At 72.8% G+C, this 15,983-nt stretch carries 14 protein-coding genes; 5 read left to right on the top strand and 9 right to left on the bottom strand.

Features of this window, described 5'->3' with window-relative positions; genetic code table 11:
• Positions 1-42: 42 nt before the first annotated feature.
• Genes ACZ7H1_RS25425 through ACZ7H1_RS25400 form a run of 6 tightly spaced genes read right to left on the bottom strand, consistent with a single transcriptional unit; the run spans position 43 to position 5,151 of the window.
• On the bottom strand, positions 43-1,380 hold the full coding sequence (locus ACZ7H1_RS25425) for a CpaF family protein (protein WP_470789967.1): 1,338 nt from the start codon (positions 1,378-1,380) through the stop codon (positions 43-45).
• A complete protein-coding gene (locus ACZ7H1_RS25420; RefSeq protein WP_470789965.1) occupies positions 1,380-1,763 on the bottom strand; it encodes a TadE/TadG family type IV pilus assembly protein in 384 nt (127 codons plus the stop codon). The genes ACZ7H1_RS25425 and ACZ7H1_RS25420 overlap by 1 nt, the downstream gene beginning before the upstream one ends.
• Position 1,764: 1 nt before the next feature.
• A complete protein-coding gene (locus ACZ7H1_RS25415; RefSeq protein ID WP_470789964.1) occupies positions 1,765-2,205 on the bottom strand; it encodes a TadE/TadG family type IV pilus assembly protein in 441 nt (146 codons plus the stop codon).
• Positions 2,205-3,545 (bottom strand): AAA family ATPase, encoded by a 1,341-nt coding sequence (locus tag ACZ7H1_RS25410; RefSeq protein ID WP_470789962.1) that lies wholly within the window; start codon positions 3,543-3,545, stop codon positions 2,205-2,207. Before ACZ7H1_RS25410 ends, ACZ7H1_RS25415 begins: the two co-directional genes overlap by 1 nt.
• 7 nt (positions 3,546-3,552) lie before the next feature.
• On the bottom strand, positions 3,553-4,251 hold the full coding sequence (cpaB, locus tag ACZ7H1_RS25405) for a Flp pilus assembly protein CpaB (protein WP_470789961.1): 699 nt from the start codon (positions 4,249-4,251) through the stop codon (positions 3,553-3,555).
• 36 nt (positions 4,252-4,287) lie between these two features.
• A complete protein-coding gene (locus ACZ7H1_RS25400) occupies positions 4,288-5,151 on the bottom strand; it encodes a hypothetical protein (protein ID WP_470789959.1) in 864 nt (287 codons plus the stop codon).
• 406 nt (positions 5,152-5,557) lie between these two features.
• Between ACZ7H1_RS25400 and ACZ7H1_RS25395 the strand changes: the two genes are divergently transcribed.
• Complete coding sequence (locus ACZ7H1_RS25395) at positions 5,558-7,252, top strand: chitinase (RefSeq protein WP_470789958.1); 1,695 nt, start codon at positions 5,558-5,560, stop codon at positions 7,250-7,252.
• 157 nt (positions 7,253-7,409) lie between these two features.
• Complete coding sequence (locus tag ACZ7H1_RS25390) at positions 7,410-8,756, top strand: M14 family metallopeptidase (protein WP_470789956.1); 1,347 nt, start codon at positions 7,410-7,412, stop codon at positions 8,754-8,756.
• An 85-nt stretch (positions 8,757-8,841) separates the two neighbouring features.
• On the opposite strand, the gene ACZ7H1_RS25385 is transcribed toward ACZ7H1_RS25390, so the two are convergent.
• Positions 8,842-9,252 carry a RidA family protein gene (locus ACZ7H1_RS25385; RefSeq protein ID WP_470789954.1) on the bottom strand — a complete coding sequence of 137 codons (411 nt, stop codon included), beginning with the start codon at positions 9,250-9,252 and terminating at the stop codon, positions 8,842-8,844.
• On the bottom strand, positions 9,249-9,995 hold the full coding sequence (locus ACZ7H1_RS25380; protein WP_470789952.1) for an IclR family transcriptional regulator: 747 nt from the start codon (positions 9,993-9,995) through the stop codon (positions 9,249-9,251). Before ACZ7H1_RS25380 ends, ACZ7H1_RS25385 begins: the two co-directional genes overlap by 4 nt.
• 127 nt (positions 9,996-10,122) lie before the next feature.
• On the opposite strand from ACZ7H1_RS25380, the gene ACZ7H1_RS25375 reads away from it, so the two are divergent.
• The 3 genes from ACZ7H1_RS25375 to ACZ7H1_RS25365 are packed head-to-tail and all read left to right on the top strand — an operon-like array spanning position 10,123 to position 14,029.
• Positions 10,123-11,418: an amino acid deaminase gene (locus ACZ7H1_RS25375; protein ID WP_470789950.1), complete on the top strand. Its 1,296-nt coding sequence runs from the start codon at positions 10,123-10,125 to the stop codon at positions 11,416-11,418.
• 9 nt (positions 11,419-11,427) lie between these two features.
• Positions 11,428-12,984, top strand: coding sequence for an N-acyl-D-amino-acid deacylase family protein (locus tag ACZ7H1_RS25370; RefSeq protein WP_470789948.1), 1,557 nt, complete (start codon positions 11,428-11,430; stop codon positions 12,982-12,984).
• A 34-nt stretch (positions 12,985-13,018) separates the two neighbouring features.
• Positions 13,019-14,029, top strand: coding sequence for a YdcF family protein (locus ACZ7H1_RS25365; RefSeq protein WP_470789947.1), 1,011 nt, complete (start codon positions 13,019-13,021; stop codon positions 14,027-14,029).
• A gap of 179 nt (positions 14,030-14,208) precedes the next feature.
• Here ACZ7H1_RS25365 and ACZ7H1_RS25360 read toward each other — a convergent pair whose 3' ends face one another.
• Positions 14,209-15,543, bottom strand: a complete 1,335-nt coding sequence (locus tag ACZ7H1_RS25360) for a carbohydrate-binding protein (RefSeq protein WP_470789945.1) — start codon at positions 15,541-15,543, stop codon at positions 14,209-14,211.
• Positions 15,544-15,983: the final 440 nt, after the last annotated feature.

Here is a 15,983-nt window from a genome sequence, read left to right as displayed (position 1 = left end):
GTGCGGGTCGGGCGGTGCGGGTCGGGGCTGCGGGCTTGCGGGCTAGCGGGCGGTGCGGACGGCGAGGTCGATGTCGTCGGCGGCGACGCCGAAGGCCTGCGGGATCGGCTGGTTGTTCATGTAGAGCCGCTCGGCGATGCGACGCGGCAGCGGGTAGTACTCGAAGCGGCCGTAGACCCGCCCGTCGGCGGCCATCGGCTGGGCGGCGTACCGGCAGACGGTGATGATCCGGAACGGTTCGCGGCCGTGGGAGTCGAGGATGGAGATCTCGGTGATGCGGCGGGAGCCGTCGGCGAACCGGGTCAGCTGGACGACGACGTGCACGGCACTGTTGATCTGGTCCTGGAGGGCCTCGAAGGGGACTTCCACCTCGGACATCGACGCCAGCGTCTGCAGGCGCATCAGGGCGTCCTCGGAGCTGTTGGCGTGGACGGTGGCGAGGGAGCCGTCGTGGCCGGTGGACATGGCCTGGAGCATGTCGAGGGTCTCGCCGCCGCGGACCTCGCCGACGATGATGCGGTCGGGGCGCATGCGCAGGGAGTTGCGGACGAGGTCGCGGATGGTGATGCGGCCGTTGCCCTCGACGTTCGGGGGCCGGGACTCGAGCCGGATGACGTGGGCCTGCTGGAGCTGGAGTTCGGCGGAGTCCTCGATGGTGATGATCCGCTCGTGCTCGGGGATCAGCCCGGACAGCGCGTTGAGGAGGGTGGTCTTCCCGGTGCCGGTGGCCCCCGAGACGATGACGTTCAGCTTGGCCTGGACGAGGCCGGAGAGCAGGAGCAGCATCTGCTCGTCGAGGGAGCCCAGGCCGATCATCTCGTGGAGGGTGAAGGCCCGGGGGAAGCGGCGGATGGTGAGGGTGGCGCCGGTCAGGGACAGCGGCGGGATGATGACGTTGACGCGCTCGCCGCTGGGCAGGCGGGCGTCGACCATCGGATTGGCCTCGTCCACGCGGCGGTTGACGGTGGAGACGATCCGCTCGATGGTCTGCATCAGCTGCTCGTGCGAGGCGAAGCGCAGCGGGAGCTGCTCGACCCGGCCGGCCCGCTCGACGTAGATCCGGTCGGGGCCGTTCACCATGATCTCGGAGATGGAGGCGTCCTCGAGGAGCGGTTCGAGCACGCCGAGGCCGAGGGCCTCGTCGACGACCCGGCGGATCAGCTGGGAGCGCTCGACGGTGGAGAGCACCGGGCCCTCGCGGCTGATGATGTGCCCGAGGACGCGCTCCAGGCGGGCCCGGCGCTCGGCGGGTGCGAGCGCGGACATCTCGGCGAGGTCGATCTCCTCCAGCAGCTTGGCGCGGTAGGAGGCCACCAGGTGGCCGTCCTCGCGGGTGCCGTGCTGGTCCTCCTGGGTGTGGACGCGGGCGCGCAGGCTCATCAGTCGTCTCCGTCGAAGGGCATGGTGGACGTCCGGGACACGGAGCCCAGGTCGAGGAGGCCGGGGAGTACGGTCGGGATCCGGACCGTGGCGGTGTAGGTGACCCGGTCGCCGCCGGGGCCGCCGGCGAGCGAGGGGCGGAGCCAGCCGCTGACGGCGGCGCGGCCCGCGGCCGCACCGCCCTCGCCGTGCAGGGAGTCCATACGGGCGGCGGTACGGGCCGCGGTGCCGGCCTGCTGGGCGGCGTAGGCGATGATCCCGACCTGGATGCCGATGAGGGCGACCAGCAGGAGAACGGGCAGCCAGCCCAGGTATTCGAGGGCGACCTGTCCGCGGTCCCGGGCGGTGGCGCGGGGTCGCACCGTGCGCGCGGTGCCGCTCATGTCAGTCGACCTCCTCGTAGACGGCGGCGGCCTTGGCCTCGACGGTCCAGGGCATGTTGAACAGGCCGGGGGCGAGGACCGGAACGGTGAGCCGGACGGTCGCGTGGACGACGGGGTCGCCGCCGCAGTCCGTCGAGACCTCCCAGGCGCTGCCCACGTGCCGGCTGGCGGCCGCGCCGCAGTCGTCGCCCACGGCCCCGGCCCGCGCCGCCTGGTCGGCGGCGTTCCCCGCGAGCGTGTAGGTGTAGCCGAGGACGACGCACTGCCACATCACCATCAGGATCAGCAGGATGTACGGGAACATCCCGAGGAACTCGAAGGTCGTCGAGCCCCGGTCGTCCCGCGCACCCCGCCCTCCCCCGCTGTCCACGTCGTCCCGGTCGTCCCGGTCCCGCCCGCGTCTTCGGGCCGGCATCAGGCGTGTCAGGCGTATCCGCCGCATCAGTCGGCCCTCCGCTTCCACAGTCCGATGGATCCGCGGTCCCCGCCGGGCAGGGCCAGCTGCCCGCCGCGCCCGGAGCCGCGGCCGGAACCCCGCCCGGCACCCCTGCCCGCGCCGCGGCCGCTGCCCCGGCCGGCCGGCAGGGCCGGTGCCCCGGGGACCTCCTCCGGGCCCTTGACCAGGCCCAGTTCCCCGGCGAGGCCCCACAGCGCCTGCTTGACCGTGGACCGGTTGTCGAGGTCCTGTACCCGGCCCGCGTCCACGACCCCCTGGAGTTCCTTGTAGGCCGAGGGGACCGGGGTCCGGGTCACCCGGGTCTTGGTGATCTTCTCGACGAGGGAGGGCTGGATCTCGGTGTGCTTGGTCCAGCGGTTGACGACCATCGCCGTCTCCTCCGCCTTGCGCACCTGGAGCCGCTCCCACATGCGGACCATCCGCTTGGCGGCGCGGACGGCGACCACGTCCGGCGTCGTGACCAGCACGGCCGTGTCGGCCATCTCGATCGCGGCGGCGTTCGCGCCGTTCATCTGGGTGCCGCAGTCCACGACGACGAGCTCGTATCGGTTGCGCAGGGCGCTGACGACCTGCCGGGCGGCCCGGTCGTCGACCTCCTCGCCGCGCTCCCCCTCGCCGGGGGCCAGCAGCAGGGCGAGACCGGTCTTGTGCTCGTACACCGCGTCCTGGAGGACCCGGGGGGAGATGTCCTGGATGCCGGCGAGGTCGGCGAGCGAGCGCCGGAACTGCACGTCCAGGTACGAGGCGACGTCGCCGGCCTGGAGGTCCATGTCGACCAGGGCGGTACGCCGTCCCGAGGCGGCCGCCGCCAGGGCCAGCTGGACCGCGCACAGGGTGGTGCCGACCCCGCCCTTGGCGCCGGAGACGGTGACGACCTTGCCGCCCGGCCCGGTGATCACGTCGGCGCCCCGGCCCAGGTGGCGCCGTACGCCCACGGACCACTGGGCCGCCGCCTGGACCCGGGCGGCCAGTTCCTCGTACGACAGCGGCAGGGCGATCAGTCCGCGCGCGCCGGAGTCCATGGCGGCCGAGAACAGCGCGGGACCGGCGTCCGCGCTGACCAGGACGACGCCCACCGCCGGGAAGCGCAGGGCGACTTCGCGGATCAGCTCCAGTGCGGGCACCGGGCCGATCCGCTCGTGGACGAGGACGACCTCGGGGAGCTCGTCGAGGGATTCGGCGGCCAGCCGGGCGAGGGTGTCGAGGAGCAGCGTGGAGTCGGCCACCGGCGGGCCGGGCTCGGCGGCGGGGAGCTGGCTGAGGAGGGTGGTGATGGAGCGGGCGGCGTCCGGGTCGCCGACCGCCGGGAGGATTCGGGTGGTCATCCGTGCCTCACTTGTCCCCGGTCAGGGTGTACCGGCGGTCGTCGGGCGCGACGGTGCTCTGGTCGCCGGGTGCCACCAGTGCCAGGCGGACGTGTTCGGCGAAGGACGCGCCGTACGAGACCCGCTGGGTGTCCTTGTGGCCGATGGCGAAGGTGATCGGGACGGTCTCCTCGTCGCCGCGGCGGCCCTCGTCCTTCTCGGTGCGGCTGAGGGTGCCGACGCTGACGACGCGGGCGTTGGCGACGAGGGTGACGACGAGGCCGTCGGTGGACTTCTGGCCCTTGAAGGAGCCGATGATGTTGACCCGGTCGTCGGGGCGGATCTTGCCCGCGACGCCGGTGGAGGCGTCGATCAGGATCGAGATCTCCTGCTCGCCCGCCTTGAGCTTCGGCAGGTCCGTGATCATGTCGGCCTGGAGCAGGGAGCCGGACTTGAGCGTGGTGAGGGTGGTCTTCCTGCGCAGGACGGACAGGTCCGTGACCGCGGTGTCGGACAGCCACCGCCTGGGGATCTTGACCTGCTTGAAATCGCTCTCCTTGAGCTCGCCGTACGGGGCGATGTCCCGTGCGGCGCGGTAGGCGACCACCTCCGGTCCGACCTTCGAATTGACGTCGCTGATCACCGACAGCACCCCGGCGAAGGCGCCGAGCGCGCACAGGACGGAGAGGAGGAGCAGGATCACACCGCGCCGCTGACGTGAGTTCATGAGCCGGGACTACCTCGCCGTTCGTCGATCAGTCGATCAAGAGGTCGGGGACAGGGGGGCGGCGAGCGGAGCGGCGCAGAAGCCGCAGCGGTCGCCTATCAGTTCCAGGCCGCACCAGCGGCACTCCTCGCGCCGGACGGATGCGACGAGCTGGTACAGCACGGAGATGTCGGGGATGGCGGCGGCGAACTCGACCAGCCGCGAAGTGGCCCACCAGCCCGCCGAGTCGGCGGGCAGCGGGGCCTCGAGCACCCCCTGGACCTTCCAGGCCGGGGCCAGGTCGGAGGCCACCCACTCGGAGGCGAGCTGGCCGCGGGCGAAGGTGAGCTGGGTGCCGAAGTCGGGGCCGGGCGGCAGCTCCGGCCGGGCGTGCCCGCCGCCCGAGCCGCCGCCGGTCAGTTTGACCAGGTGCGGGCGCGGGTTGGCGAGTACGGCGAACTGGGAGCCGGGGACCCAGGACTTGGCGTGGGTCTTGAGGCTGACGGGTACGCGGTCGAGCCGGGCCACCGAGCCCAGCAGGGCGCCGGCGTAGACGTAGTGGGACAGCAGCCGGGCCGCGGAGGCGAGCACCCCGGGGCTGAAGTCGCAGACGGAGAGCTGGCGCAGCTGACGCACCAGCAGGGCCACGCCCAGGGGCGGCAGGTCGATGTCAAGGAGCGCGATCCGGTCACTCTCGAGGATCGCCCGAACGGTGTGCAGGCGTCGCGAGAAGGCGACCGGAAGGGAGGACGGGAGGACCGCGAGGACGTACCCGTGGCGCTCCAGCAGACCGGTCATCTCGGCGAGCGAGCCCTCCAGTCCGGTCTGCTCCGGCGACTGGAGTGCGACGGCCGGCGGAGTGTGCCGGTCGGCGGCGGGCAGCACCAGATCGGCACTGGTCACAGCGATGGCGATCGGCATGTGAATCCCCCATTCACCCCGTGCAATGCGGCCGCCGCGCATGCTGCGCGACCGCAAATGATCACTGCTCGGCCCTCCTGCCCCAGCACCTTATCCGCGTCTTAAGGGTCCGGGCAGGGCCTTGTTCTTTCCCGTGGACTCCGCTTTTCGGTCGCTGGCTGATTTACCTCTGCCAATTCGGCAACAAATACGGTCACTCCCGACACCGCCCTCCCCGGTGTGCGCGATGTCGGTACTCACTCTTGACACGAGCATTGGTCTGGACCAACTTGGGTGCGGGCGCCCCCAGTTCACTTCCACACCCCGGCCGTCCGTCACTCCCACCCCTCCCCGCCGTTCCCCCGCCCCTTCCCCTCCTTCCCCCCCCACCCCCTCCCCTCACCGGCTCCCCCCACTGGAGTTCCCCGTGAACCGCATACGCTCCCTCGCCCTCCTCGCCGCCGGAGTGCTCGTCACCGGCGGGCTCACCGGCCTCGCCGTCGGCACCGCGCAGGCCGCCGACATCGATGTCGCCCGCAACGGCGGCTTCGAGTCCGGCCTCACCCACTGGACGTGTACGGCGGGCAGCGGCACCGCCGTCTCGTCCCCGGTCCACGCCGGGGCCGGCACCCTCAGGGCCGCCCCGTCCGGCCAGGACAACGCCCGTTGCTCGCAGGTCGTCACCGTCAAGCCCGGCTCCACGTACACGCTGAGCACCTGGGTGCAGGGCTCGTACGTCTACCTCGGCGCGAGCGGCACCGGCACGCAGGACGTGTCGACCTGGACGCCCGGCTCCGGCGGCGGCTGGCAGAAGCTGTCGACCACCTTCACCACCGGCGCGAACACCACGCAGGTGACCGTCTACACGCACGGCTGGTACGGCCAGCCCGCCTACCTCGCCGACAGCTTCAGCGTGTTCGGACCGGACGGGGGCGGACCCACCGACCCCGGCCCGACGATCCCCGGCGCCCCCTCCGGCCTGGCCGTGGGCGGGGCCACCCCGTCCTCCCTGAACCTGTCCTGGAACGCCGTCCCGGGCGCCACCGGCTACCGCGTCCACCAGAACGGCACGCAGGTCGCGGACGTGTCCGGCACGAGCCACACCCGTACCGGGCTGGCCGCCTCGACCACGTACTCCTTCCAGGTCAGCGCGTACAACGCGGCGGGCGAGGGCCCCAAGTCCAGCCCGCCCGTCAGCGGCACCACGTCCCCCGGCGGCACCGACCCCAACCCGACCGTGCCCAGGCACGCCGTGACCGGCTACTGGCAGAACTTCAACAACGGCGCGACCGTGCAGAAGCTCTCCGACGTCCAGTCGCAGTACGACATCATCGCCGTCTCCTTCGCCGACGCCACCGCCACGCCCGGCGCGATCACCTTCAACCTCGACTCGGCCGGCCTCGGCGGCTACACCGTCGCCCAGTTCAAGGCGGACATCGCCGCGAAGAAGGCCGCCGGGAAGTCCGTCATCCTCTCCATCGGCGGCGAGAAGGGCACCATCACGGTCAACGACTCCGCCTCCGCGAACAACCTCGCCGACTCGGCGTACGCGCTGATGCAGGAGTACGGCTTCAACGGCATCGACATCGACCTGGAGAACGGCCTCAACGCCACGTACATGACCCAGGCGCTGCGCTCCCTGTCGGCGAAGGCGGGCCCCTCGCTCGTCATCACGATGGCCCCGCAGACGATCGACATGCAGTCGACGTCGAACGGCTACTTCCGGACGGCGCTCAACATCAAGGACATCCTGACCGTCGTCAACATGCAGTACTACAACAGCGGCTCGATGAACGGCTGCGACGGCAAGGTCTACTCGCAGGGCTCGGTGGACTTCCTCACCGCGCTGGCCTGCATCCAGCTGGAGGGCGGCCTCGACCCCTCGCAGGTCGGCATCGGCGTCCCGGCCTCCCCGAGCGGCGCGGGCAGCGGCTACGTCTCCCCGTCTGTCGTCAACAACGCCCTGGACTGCCTGACCCGCGGCACCGGCTGCGGCTCCTTCAAGCCGTCGAAGACGTACCCGTCGCTGCGCGGCGCGATGACATGGTCCACCAACTGGGATGCAAAGGCAGGAAACGCCTGGTCCAACGCGGTGGGTCCGCACGTGCACAACCTGCCGTAGGCGATAGCTGTGGGGGGTGGCGCCGGGCGGGCGGCGAGAGCGCGGTCCACCCGGCGCCACCATGGCCGGATCCGGGCTCTTGACCGGGACATGCCATAGGCGCACGCTGTGCGCGTCCGCACGGAGCCACCCCCACACTCCACACCCAGGAGATCGCATGCGGCTACGCATCCGCGGCAGCCGAGGACGGAAGGCCGCCGCGATGGCGGCCGTACTCGCACTCGCGCTGGGCGCACCCGCCCTCGGCACGAGTGCCACGGCCTCTGCTCCCCCCACCCCTTCCACCGCCACGCAGGACGAGGCGATCGTCCAGTACACGATCCACGGGCCGGCCACACCGGCCGACCGGACCGCGCTGCTGGCGTACGGCGTCTCGATCGACGAGGTCCACGACCACACCGTCGTCGTCAGCGCCGACACCCTGCAGGCCAAGAAGCTGCGCCAGCGCGGCTACAAGCTCACCGCCCTGGCCGGCCCGCCGCAGCGCAGCGCCCCCGGCGTGGCCGTGACCCCGATGGACTTCCCGTCGGCGGACTCCAGGTACCACAACTACGCCGAGATGAGCGCGGAGATCGACCAGCGCATGGCGCAGTACCCGAACATCATGAGCAAGCGGGTGATCGGGAAGTCGTACCAGGGCCGCGACCTCGTCGCGATCAAGATCAGCGACAACGTCGGCACGGACGAGGCCGAGCCCGAGGTGCTCTTCACGCACCACCAGCACGCCCGCGAGCACCTGACCGTCGAGATGGCGCTCTACCTGCTGCGCGAGTTCGGCGAGGACTACGGCACGGACGCGCGGATCACCAACATGGTGAACAACCGCGAGATCTGGATCATCCCGGACCTCAACCCGGACGGCGGCGAGTACGACATCGCCTCCGGCTCGTACCGGTCCTGGCGCAAGAACCGGCAGCCGAACTCCGGCTCGTCCTACGTCGGCACCGACGAGAACCGCAACTGGAACTACAAGTGGGGCTGCTGCGGCGGCTCCTCCGGCAGCAAGGGCTCCGAGACCTACCGCGGCACGGCCGCGGAGTCCGCGCCCGAGGTGAAGGTCGTCTCCGACTTCGTGCGCAGCCGGGTCGTGGGCGGCAAGCAGCAGATCAAGACGGCCATCGACTTCCACACGTACAGCGAGCTGGTGCTGTGGCCGTACGGCTACACCTACAGCGACACCGCACCCGGCCTGACGGCGGACGACCTCGGCGCGTTCAAGGCGGTCGGCCAGAAGATGGCGGCGAGCAACGGCTACACGCCGGAGCAGTCCAGCGACCTCTACATCACCGACGGCACGATCGACGACTGGCTGTGGGGCGCGCAGAAGATCTTCGGCTACACCTTCGAAATGTACCCGGCGAGCTCGGGCGGCGGCGGCTTCTACCCGCCCGACGAGGTGATCGAGCGCGAGACCAGCCGGAACCGCGACGCGGTGCTCCAGCTGCTGGAGAACTCGGACTGCATGTACCGCTCCATCGGCAAGGAGGCGCAGTACTGCAGCTGACCCGGTGACGGGCCGCTGCGGACGGACGGGGGTGCCGGTGTTCCGGCGCCCCCGTCCGGCGTCTTCCGGCGTCTTCCGGCCGGTCCTAGCCGAGGACGGCGAGCGCGTCGATCTCGATCAGCAGGCCGGCCGGCAGGCCCACGTACACGGTGGTACGGGCGGCCGGGGCCTCCTTGAGGCCCTGCTCGGCGAAGTAGGCGTCGTAGATCTCGTTCATCTCGGCGAAGTGCGCGGTGTCGGTGAGGTAGACGCGGATCATCATCACGTCGTCCCAGCCGGCGCCGCCCGCGGTGAGGACGGAGCGGACGTTCTCCAGGGTCTGGAGCGTCTGCTCCCGCAGGGTCGGCCCCGCGGGAGTCGGCGGCTGCCCCGGAACGGCCGGCAGGAAGCCGACCTGCCCGGCGACCTGGAGGATGTTCCCCTTGCGCACGCCGTGCGAGAACGTCGCGGGCGGGGCGGTGTGCGTGGGCGGCGTGACAGGGGTCTTCTCCGTCATGGCGTTCCTCCGGAGTAGTCGTGGCTGATGGCCTCCGCGGTACGGCGTACCAGCGGCAGGAGTGCGAGCAGCTCGTCCGCCGGGACGAGGGCGCTGGGGGCGGAGAGCGACATCGCGGCGACCGCCCGCCCGTCCGGTCCGCGCACGGGCGCCGCCACGCAGTTGACCGTCTCCTCGTGCCCGCCGAGGTCGGCCGCCCAGCCCTGGGCCCGTACGGTCTCCAGCTCGCGCAGGAAGGCGGCGGCGTCCGGGGTGGACCGGGCCGTGTACGCCGGGTAGTCCAGGCGCTCGGCCAGGGCGCGCCGCTCGGCGGCGGGCAGGTCGGCGAGGAGCAGCTTCGCGACGGCGGCGACGGTCACGGCCACGGGCTTGCCTATGCGCGAGTACATGCGGACCGGGTAGCGGCTGTCGACCTTGTCGATGTACAGGACCTCGTCGTCCTGGTGCACGGCGAGGTGGACGGTGTGCCCGGTCTGCTCGCCCAGCGCGACGAGGTGCGGGTGGGCGCTCTCGCGCACGTCGAGGTGCTCGAGGGCCTCCGCGGCGAGGGTGAACAGACGGGCGCCGAGCCGGTAGCGCCCGTCGGGGCGGCGGTGGACGATGCGGTGCTCGTGGAGGGTGCGCAGCAGCCGGAGCGCGGTGCTCTTGTGCACGTCGAGCTCGGCGGCGACCTGCCCGAGGTCGGCGGGGCCGCGGGCGAGGAGGGGCAGGATCGCGAGCGCCCTGCCGAGTGACTGACTCATGACGTTCCCGTCCTGCGGCTGCGTTGACCCGTCGTCACGCGGGATGTTAGACAGCATGCGGCGGCACACGCAACGCACGTTGCGCAACACGCAACGGAACGCACGGACCTACACGGAGGCGGCACCCATGGGCAGCGACGCACGCGAGGTGCTCGGCGCACTTGCGCAGGAACCGGTCGACCACCGCTTCAAGGGACTCCCGCCGGACGCCGAGGCGGCCGCCCTCACCGTCGGCGCGCTCGCCGCCCAGCGCCGGGACCTGTTCACCGGCGGGTTCACCACCCCCGTCCTCACCCTCGACGCCGAGGCCCTGGAGCACAACCTCCGCGCCCTGGAGACGTACAGCACCCGCCACGGCCTGGCCTTCGCCCCGCACGGCAAGACCTGCATGGCGCCGCAGCTGTTCGAGCGTCAGCTCGCCCACGGCGCCTGGGGGATCACGGCCGCCGTGCCCCACCAGGCCCGCGTCTACCGCGCCTTCGGCATCGAGCGGATCTTCCTCGCCAACGAACTCGTCGACGCCGCCGCCCTGCGCTGGGTCGCCGCCGAGCTCGACGCCGACCCCCGGTTCCGGTTCGTCTGCTACGTGGACTCCGTGCGCGGCGTCGAGCTGATGGACCGCGCCCTGCGGGAGGCCGCGGCCGGCCGGCCCCTCGACGTCGTCGTCGAGCTCGGCGCCGGCGAGGGCGCCCGCACCGGGGCCCGTACGGAAGCCGACTGCCGGGCCGTCGCCGACGCGGTCGCCCAGGCGCCCACGCTGCGCCTGGTGGGCGTCGCCGGATACGAGGCCGAGGTGCCGGACGCCGACGCCGAGAGGGTCCACGCCTGGCTGCGGCGCCTGACCGCCCTCGCCGTCGACTTCGACAAGGACGGCCGGTTCGGCGCGGACCTCGACGAGATCGTCGTCAGCGCCGGCGGCAGCGCGTGGTTCGACGCCGTCGCCGACGAGTTCGCCGCGCTCCCGCCGCTGTCCCGGCCCGTGCTCAGGCTGCTGCGCTCCGGCGCGTACGTCTCCCACGACCACGGCTGGTACACCCGCCTGACCCCCTTCAACCGGATCCCCGCCGAGGGCGGGCTGCGCCCGGCGTTCCGGCTGTGGGCCCAGGTCGTCTCCCGCCCCTCGCCCGGCCAGGCCTTCGTCAACGCGGGCAAGCGGGACGTCGCGTACGACCTCGGGCTGCCGGAGGTCGCCGCCGTCCGCGACCCCCTCGACGGCACCGAGCGGCCCGCCGACGGCATCCGCGTCGTCAAGCTGTCCGACCAGCACGCCTGGCTGGAGACCGACTCGGCCGACGCCCTCGACGTCGGGGACTGGGTCGCGCTCGGCATGTCGCACCCGTGCACGATCTTCGAGAAGTGGCAGCTGATCCCCGTCGTCGAGGCGGACGGGACGGTGTCCGACTACGTCCGCACCTTCTTCTAGGAGCCCGCGGTGGACCTCGTGCTGCGCGGGGCCCGGATCGCCGACGGCACCGGCGGGCCCTCGTACGCGGCGGACGTCGCCGTGCACGAGGGCCGCATCGCCGGGATCGGCCGCTTCCGCAGCGGCGGGCGCCGGACCCTCGACGTCACCGGGCTGGTCCTCGCGCCCGGCTTCGTCGACATGCACGCGCACAGCGACCTCGCGCTGCTGCGCGACCCCGACCACAGTGCGAAGGCCGCCCAGGGCGTGACCCTGGAGGTACTCGGCCAGGACGGCCTGTCGTACGCGCCCGTCGACGACCGCACCCTCGGCGAGGTCCGCGCCGCCGTCGCCGGCTGGAACGGCGACGGCTCGGACCTGGACCTGGACTGGCGCACGGTCGGCGAGTACCTCGACCGGCTCGACCGCGGCGTGGCCGTCAACGCCGCCTACCTCGTCCCGCAGGGGACCGTCCGCGCGTACGCCGTCGGCTGGACCGACCGCCCGGCCGGCCCCGCCGAGCTGGACCGGATGCGGCAGCTGGTCGCGGAGGGCCTGGAGCAGGGCGCCGTCGGCATGTCCTCGGGGCTCACGTACACCCCCGGCATGTACGCGGGCGACGCCGAACTGACCGAGCTGTGCCGGGTGGTGGCGCGGTACGGCGGCTACTACTGCCCGCACCACCGCTCGTACGGGCGCGGGGCGCTGCGCGCGTACGCCGAGATGGTCGGGCTGACCCGGGAGGCCGGCTGCGCCCTCCACCTGGCGCACGCCACCATGAACTTCCCCGAGAACGAGGGCCGCGCGGACGAGCTGCTGGCCCTGCTGGACCGGGCGCTGGCCGACGGCTCGGACATCACCCTCGACACGTACCCGTACACCCCCGGCTGCACCACGCTCGTCGCGCTGCTGCCGTCGTGGGCGAACGAAGGCGGCCCGGCGGCGGTGCTGGAGCGGCTCGCGGACCCGGCGGCCGCCGAGCGGATCCGCGTCTCGCTGGAGGTGGAGGGCGCCGACGGCTGCCACGGCGTGCCGGTGGACTGGTCGGCGATCGAGATCTCCGGGGTGTCCGACCCGGCCCTGTCCGCGCACGTGGGACGGCGGGTCGACGGCTGGGAGACGGCCCGCCGGCTGCTCCTCGAGGACCGGCTGCGCCCCACGGTCCTGCAGCACGTGGGCCACGAGGAGAACGTCCGCACGATCATGCGCCACCGGGCGCACACCGGGGGCTCGGACGGCATCCTCCAGGGCGCCAAGCCGCACCCGCGGGCGTACGGCACCTTCCCCCACTACCTCGGGCGGTACGTCCGCGAGCTGGGCGTGCTCTCGCTGGAGGAGTGCGTCGCCCACCTGTCGGGCCGGCCGGCGGCCCGGCTGCGGCTGCCGGACCGGGGGCTGGTGCGCGAGGGGTACCGGGCGGACCTGGTGCTCTTCGACCCGCAGACGGTCGCGGCGGGCTCGACGTACGAGTCGCCGCGGACGCTGCCGCGGGGCATCCCGCACGTCCTGATCGACGGCCGGTTCGTGATGCGGGACGGGCGGCGCACGGACGTGCTCGCGGGCCGGTCGATCCGGCGAACGGCCTGATCCCGGCGGCACCCGCCCGCCTACGATGGACGCCATGGCCGCCTTCGTCCCTCCTGCCCTGTTTTTCCTGGTCTTCTGCCTCAGCGTGCGGGAGGACCGCCGCCGCTTCCGCAACGCCGTCCTGCTCGGGCTGACGTTCATCACGCTCGCCTTCGCGCTGGTGCTCCAGATCGCCTCCCTGCCGCCGCTCCCCGCGCAGGTCCTGCTGCTGGCGGTCTTCGCGATCCCGGTCCTCGGCACGGTCGCGCTGGGCGTCTTCCTGGTCGCCAACGGCGTGACGATGGTCCGCAAGGAGGGCCGCCGCCCGGCCAACCTGCTCTCGCTGCTCGCCGGACTCGGCATCTTCGTGATGATCGGCCTGCTGATCGCGGTGGGCACGAGCGGCAGCCCGCTGCTCGACGGCTTCGTCATCACGCTGACGTTCGTCGTCGCCTACGTGTCGTTCATCTTCCTCTGCTTCCTCGGCTACGCCTTCATGTACGGGCGGATCAAGGTGCGCGGCGACGTCGACTACGTGGTGATGCTGGGTTCCGGCCTGATCGGCGGGGAGCGCGTACCGCCGCTGCTGGCCTCCCGCCTGGAGAAGGGCCGGCAGATCCACCGGGCCCAGACGGCCCGCGGCGGCCGTCCCCCGCTGATGCTGACGTCGGGCGGCCAGGGCCCGGACGAGAAGCTGCCCGAGGCCCTCGCGATGGCGAACTGGCTGCGCGAGCGGGGCGTCCCCGAAGAGCACCTGCGGCTGGAGGACCGCTCGCGGACGACGACGGAGAACATGGCCTTCAGCCGCACCCTGATGACGGCGGAGAACCCGCAGTACCGGTGCGTGGTCGTCACCAACGACTTCCACGCCTTCCGCGCGGCGATGACGGCCCGCCGCGAGGGCGTCAACGGCCAGGTCCTCGGCTCCCCGACGGCCCGCTACTTCTGGCCGAGCGCCACCATCCGCGAGTTCGTCGCGGTCTTCTGGGAACACAGGGCGGCGAACCTCTCCATCTGCGCGTCCCTGATCGCACTCGGCACCCTGGCGACGCTGCTCGGCCTCTGACTCACGGCCGCCGGTCCAGGCGCCGGCGGCCGGCGCGCCTGCGCAGGCTCTGGCGGATCCGGCCAAGGACGGGAACCCGGTCATCCCGCCATTGCCACACGCAGGGACGGCGGAACGACCGGTCGCCGCACCGCGGCTCCCCCCTTCGGAGCCGCGGTGCGGGGCGGGGAGGCGGCCGGTTACTGGCGCTGCCAGAGCGCCGGGACGGCCGGCGGCTCCCAGCCGGTCTGGGCCTGGTGGCCCTGGAGGCAGCGGTAGCTCGCACCGCCGTACGTGACCACGTCACCGGCCTTGTAGACCTTGCCGGCCGCCCACGTGCCGCCGGGCTCGGGCTCCGGACCGGGGCCAGTGCCGCTGGTCTTCAGGGTCAGGCCGTAGTTCTGCAGCAGCGGGTTGAGCGGCTGGAAGAACGTCGTACCGCCGCTGGAGCAGTTGCCGGAGCCGCCGGAGGTGACGCCCTGCGCCTGGCTGCCGGAGATGTACGAGCCGCCCGAGTCGCCCGGCTCGGCGCACACCGTCGTACGCGTCACGCCGGAGATGGTGCCCTCGGGGTAGGTCACGCTCGTGTTGTGCTGCTGGATGGTGCCGCAGTGCCAGCCGGTGGTCGAGCCGGAGCGGCAGACCGAGGAGCCGACGGGCTGCAGGACCGAGCCGGTGACCTGTACGTTCGCACCGCCGCTGCCCTTCACGTACGGCGTCGAGGTCCACTGGCTGTTGGCGGCGACCCACGCCATGTCGTTGCCGGGGAAGACGGAACCCTGGAACGAGCCCTGCGCCACCTGGTTGTAGCCGCTGGTCGTCTGACCGGCCCGGCCGCAGTGCCCGGCCGTGGCGAAGCCCTGGGTGGTGCCGCGGGTGACCGCGAAGCCGACCGAGCAACGGCCGCCCCCGCCCATGTAGTACGCGTCCCCGCCCCGGATGTCGTACAGCGGGCGCGGCCCCTCGGCGGCCCGCACCACCCGCACGTCCGCGGCGCGCAGCCCGGCCCGCGCGACCACGCGCGCCGCGGCCCCGGCCCGGGTCTCCTCCACCACCAGGGTGTTGGCCCTGGTGTCCACGTACCGCACCGGCGTCTCGGCGGTGGCGGCCCGGTCCAGTGACCCCTTGGCGGCCTCCAGAGAGGCGAGGCTGCGGCCGACGACCACGGCGCGTGCCCCGGCGGCCCGTATCGCCCCGGCGTCGGCGGCGCGGGTGGTGGCGACGGTCAGCGTGCCGGACTCGGCGCCGTCGACCCAGGCCCCGGCGAAGGCGGTCCTCAGCCGGTCGCGGAGCCGCGCGGCGACGGCCCCCGCCTCGGCCTCGTTGCCGAGGCGGGCGACGGCCTGCGCCCGCGTCAGCCCGAGGTCGCGCTGCATGGCGCCGAGCACCTCGGGCTGGGCGGACGCGGCACCGAGCGCGACGGCGGCGGACTTCACGCCGGGCGCGGCGGCCTGTCCGCTGCCCTGCATCCCGGCCACCACCATCCCGGCGGCGACCATGGCGGTACACGCCGCGCGGGCGTGTCGTCGAAGCATGGGGGATCTCCTCGTTCGGAGTGTCAGTGGGGATGCCCGCACCGTAGAACCCCGAACTCCCGCCTGGTACCTACCACTTGTCCCCTCCCACGACGTTATGCCCGTCCGCTGCGCTTGGCTTGGGCGGGGGCCGCTGGTCCGGCTGGCGCCGGCGGGGGGCTGCGCCCGCGCTCCGCGCGGGCTGGGGATACCCACCCGCACCACCCGTGCGGCCGGGAGGGCAACGCTGAGGTCCCCCAGTGGGCGGTTGCCCGCCGTCGGCGGCTTCCCCGCCGTGCACACCTCCGTCTTGCGGCCTCACGGCCGCCCCGCCGAGCTCTGCTGCAGACAAGCGTCCGCCGCCAGTCGGCCGCGGCCGTGTAGCGATCTGCCGCGTGCCCTTCCGCCCGAAGGGCGGGCCGCGCCCCCGACCCCGCTCCACGGGCCCAGGGGGACCGGCA

The organism is Streptomyces sp. NPDC037401, from assembly GCF_055602345.1.
Note: the sequence above shows the minus strand (reverse complement) of the source record. Positions and strands in the feature narration are given on the sequence as shown.

Bases quoted from the DNA above. Each gene is read 5' to 3' on its own strand.
- ACZ7H1_RS25425 (WP_470789967.1), bottom strand. From the start codon at position 1,380: ATGAGCCTGCGCGCCCGCGTCCACACCCAGGAGGACCAGCACGGCACC.
- ACZ7H1_RS25420 (WP_470789965.1), bottom strand. From the start codon at position 1,763: ATGAGCGGCACCGCGCGCACGGTGCGACCCCGCGCCACCGCCCGGGAC.
- ACZ7H1_RS25415 (WP_470789964.1), bottom strand. From the start codon at position 2,205: ATGCGGCGGATACGCCTGACACGCCTGATGCCGGCCCGAAGACGCGGG.
- ACZ7H1_RS25410 (WP_470789962.1), bottom strand. From the start codon at position 3,545: ATGACCACCCGAATCCTCCCGGCGGTCGGCGACCCGGACGCCGCCCGC.
- cpaB (WP_470789961.1), bottom strand. From the start codon at position 4,251: ATGAACTCACGTCAGCGGCGCGGTGTGATCCTGCTCCTCCTCTCCGTC.
- ACZ7H1_RS25400 (WP_470789959.1), bottom strand. From the start codon at position 5,151: ATGCCGATCGCCATCGCTGTGACCAGTGCCGATCTGGTGCTGCCCGCC.
- ACZ7H1_RS25390 (WP_470789956.1), top strand. From the start codon at position 7,410: ATGCGGCTACGCATCCGCGGCAGCCGAGGACGGAAGGCCGCCGCGATG.
- ACZ7H1_RS25385 (WP_470789954.1), bottom strand. From the start codon at position 9,252: ATGACGGAGAAGACCCCTGTCACGCCGCCCACGCACACCGCCCCGCCC.
- ACZ7H1_RS25380 (WP_470789952.1), bottom strand. From the start codon at position 9,995: ATGAGTCAGTCACTCGGCAGGGCGCTCGCGATCCTGCCCCTCCTCGCC.
- ACZ7H1_RS25375 (WP_470789950.1), top strand. From the start codon at position 10,123: ATGGGCAGCGACGCACGCGAGGTGCTCGGCGCACTTGCGCAGGAACCG.
- ACZ7H1_RS25365 (WP_470789947.1), top strand. From the start codon at position 13,019: ATGGCCGCCTTCGTCCCTCCTGCCCTGTTTTTCCTGGTCTTCTGCCTC.
- ACZ7H1_RS25360 (WP_470789945.1), bottom strand. From the start codon at position 15,543: ATGCTTCGACGACACGCCCGCGCGGCGTGTACCGCCATGGTCGCCGCC.